General features: G+C 60.1%; 1 protein-coding gene and 1 pseudogene. Both read left to right on the plus strand.

What is annotated here, in order from left to right; translation table 11 throughout:
* Positions 1 to 226: pseudogene (locus tag AWB67_RS35700) on the plus strand (hypothetical protein); the annotation flags it as partial.
* 247 nt (positions 227 to 473) lie between these two features.
* Entirely contained in the window at positions 474 to 2771 is a 2298-nt protein-coding gene (locus AWB67_RS35705; RefSeq protein ID WP_235025554.1) for a mechanosensitive ion channel family protein, read from the plus strand.
* The last annotated feature ends 356 nt before the right edge of the window (positions 2772 to 3127 follow it).

The following is a 3127-nucleotide window of genomic DNA, read 5'->3' on the forward strand; positions in this document are numbered from 1 at the left end:
GTTCGCCGCCGCTGCCGGTGCGATGCGGGACGAAGGGCTGACCCTCACCGTCCAGGACCCGGCGAACGGCAGCGTCGTTGGACAACTCGGCAACAGCACGGTGACAGCAAACGTGCGCCAGCAAACCGATGGCAGCGTCCAGGTGCGGTTCCACACCAGCGACGCGCAAGACCCAACGTTGCTCGACCGCATCTCACGCAGCTACGACCGTCGCATGGGGCGATAAGCTGGCTTGCTAAAACGCCAGGGCGTGAACAGGCGGGAGCGCTGTCGCGGGTCGACCGCGAATGGCAGTCGATCTGTCGCCTACTTGTGTCGTGCTGATCCCGTTTCAGCAATCCTTCACCAATGAAAGGTGAATGGATTTCCTTCATCGGATCGCCATGAATGCATCCTTCGGACGTGAACCCTCTCATATTCCGATGTTCGGCAGTTCGAGGATTTGGACCGATGCTCGCGGTCATTTTCGGCGCATGGGCATCGCTTGCGCAGGGTTCGCCGTTTCGATCCTGCTTCTGTCGACGCCGAATCACGCTCTGGCAGCCGTCACAACGCTTTCCGCCGGACTGCAGCGCCTCGTCAACGGCACCACGAACGCGTCAGAGCCGGCTGCTTCGACGGCGCAAGCAGCAGCCGAACCTTCGCCCGCCAGTCAGGCCGACCCGGAGCGCTCACTGGACAACCTGATCCGCACGCTCGATAGCGACACTCAGCGCAAAGCGCTCGTGACGCAGTTGAAGAAGGCGCGCGACGCCGCGCAGAGCGTCGAGCCCGATGCATCCGCGCAGCCCAAGCGCGATCTGCTTGGCACGATTGCTTCAGGCATTAAGTCGGTCGAGGCGAATCTCAACGAAGGCCGTACGCCCCTGCACTTCTGGTCGAGCCGCTTGAGCACGGCCGCGAATGAATGGAAGACGGTCGTCGCCGGAGAACGGAACGAATCGTTCGGTCAGGTTCTCTTCGGAATGTTCGTTACGCTCGCTGGCTGGGGTGCCTGTACGGCCCTGTTGTTCTATGGCGAGCGGCGCATCCGTGCGCGTTATGACTGGCATGTCTCGCCGATGCCGACATCGACGTCGCTCGAACTGTTGGCATTCGGACTGCGCCAGACGGTGCCGTGGATCGCCGCATTCCTCGCGGCAGTGCTGTTCGTGGGAACGAAGTCCGATGCACTGGGCTATACGCTGGGGCTCGTGGCGGCCTATTCGATTGTCGCGGGCGCAGTCTTCTCCTCCCTCTGCACGCTCGTGTTCAGGATGTTCGGCACCTCACACCGCCGCGTCGCAATCCAGTTGCTGTCCCCGCGCGCCCGCGCCCTGCTGTTCGTGATCGGCGCATGCGGCGCGCTCGGAGACGCTGCTTCGAACCCCGATGTGACGCAACTGCTCGGGGCTAACCTGGCCGGACTCGTATCGACTTTCGCAAACATGACCGTTGCCTGTTCGAGCGTCTATTTCGCGCTCGCATACCGCCGGCCTGTCGCCCATCTGATTCGCAACCGCGCCTATCGACACAGGCATGGTCACAAGCTGGCAACCGAAGCCCTCGACATCCTCGCATCCCTTTGGCACATTCCCATCCTGTTGATCGCAATCGCGTCGATCGTTGCGATGATCGACGGGCGCGGCACGGAGGGGGGCGTCCTGCAGCCTTCGCTCGTCAGTGCGGTATTGCTCGTGCTCACACTGTTTTTGTCGGCGCTCCTCTTTCATCTCACGCGCGTACGGAACAGCCGGGCGCAACGCCGCACGCCGCATTTGATGCGCTTGCTGCGCTTTGGCGGCACGCTGTTAATTTTTGCGATATGGCTCATCTACATTCGCTTCGAACTGGAATTGTGGAGCGGCCCGGTTGCACGACTGCTCAAACAAGGCGCGATGACACCAGGCGTCAAGCACACGTTCGTCGCGTTGGCGACGACTGTTTTCGGCGCCTGGTTCGTCTGGATCATGATCGATACCGTCATCCTCGAAGCACTGAGCCCGAGAAGCGCCCGCAGCAAGGCACTCGACCCAGGCGTACGTGGGCGTACGATATTGCCGCTCGTCCGTAATGCGCTTTTCGTTGCGGTCGTCGCCATCGCTGCCATGGTCGTTGCCGCCAATCTCGGCGTCAATCTGACACCGCTGCTTGCGGGCGCGGGCGTGATCGGTCTCGCGGCCGGGTTCGGTGCGAAGTCGCTCGTCACCGATCTGATCACCGGCCTTTTCATCATCGCCGAGGAGACGATCTCTATCGGCGACTGGATCGACATCGACGGTGGCCATGCCGGCACGGTGACGGACCTGACGATCCGCACGGTCCGGTTGCGCGACGGGCAAGGAGCGATACACACGATTCCCTTTTCGCAGATCAAGATTGTGAAGAATCTGTCTCGCGACTTCGCGTATGCGGTATTCGAAGTGCGAGCTCCGTTCTCCGCCGACATGGACGAGATCAGGCGCCTCATTGCCGAAGTGGGCGCCGAACTGATGGCCGACTCCCGCTTTAAGAACGAGATACTGGGGGCGGTCGAAGTGTGGGGGCTTGAACGTTTTGACGCGAACTGGATGGTCGTCAAAGGACAGTTCAAGACGCGGCCGCTACAGCAGTGGAGCGTGACACGTGCGTTCAACGAGCGGCTCAAATGCAAAATGGACAACGCAGGCATCGAAATTCCGATTGCGCAGATGGAAGTTCATACGTTGCAAAAAGAGCTGTCGCCGCCGAAAGACGTCTTGGTTGAAAAGAGTCGAGACCTCTTCGACGAAACAATGAAGAGTCAACCATAGTCGTTTGTCTACGACATGTATCTGCGCCTCGCCAGCCCAGCACGCGGGGGTATCCGTTTCCTCAAGAGATAAAAAGGGCGAGTCGGTAGGACGCAGGGGGGATTGAGTGCCTCGTCAAGTGCGTGAGTATTGGCATTCAATTCCGCCAGTCGTTCTTGCCGCTGGATAGGCGAAACGAATTGTTGATTTACATCCGGGTCGATCGATCGACAGCGAATGTCGAAAACAAGAGCAGGCCACACATGTCAATTCGAGTCAGGCCTCCTGAAAAAATACAATCATTTATATCGGCCGTCATTGCCGGAAAGACAGCGTCGCGAAGCTTGGGCGGCAGCGTTGCTCGCGGTGTATGGTAC

The organism is Caballeronia terrestris, from assembly GCF_001544515.1.
Classification (GTDB): Bacteria; Pseudomonadota; Gammaproteobacteria; order Burkholderiales; family Burkholderiaceae; genus Caballeronia; species Caballeronia terrestris.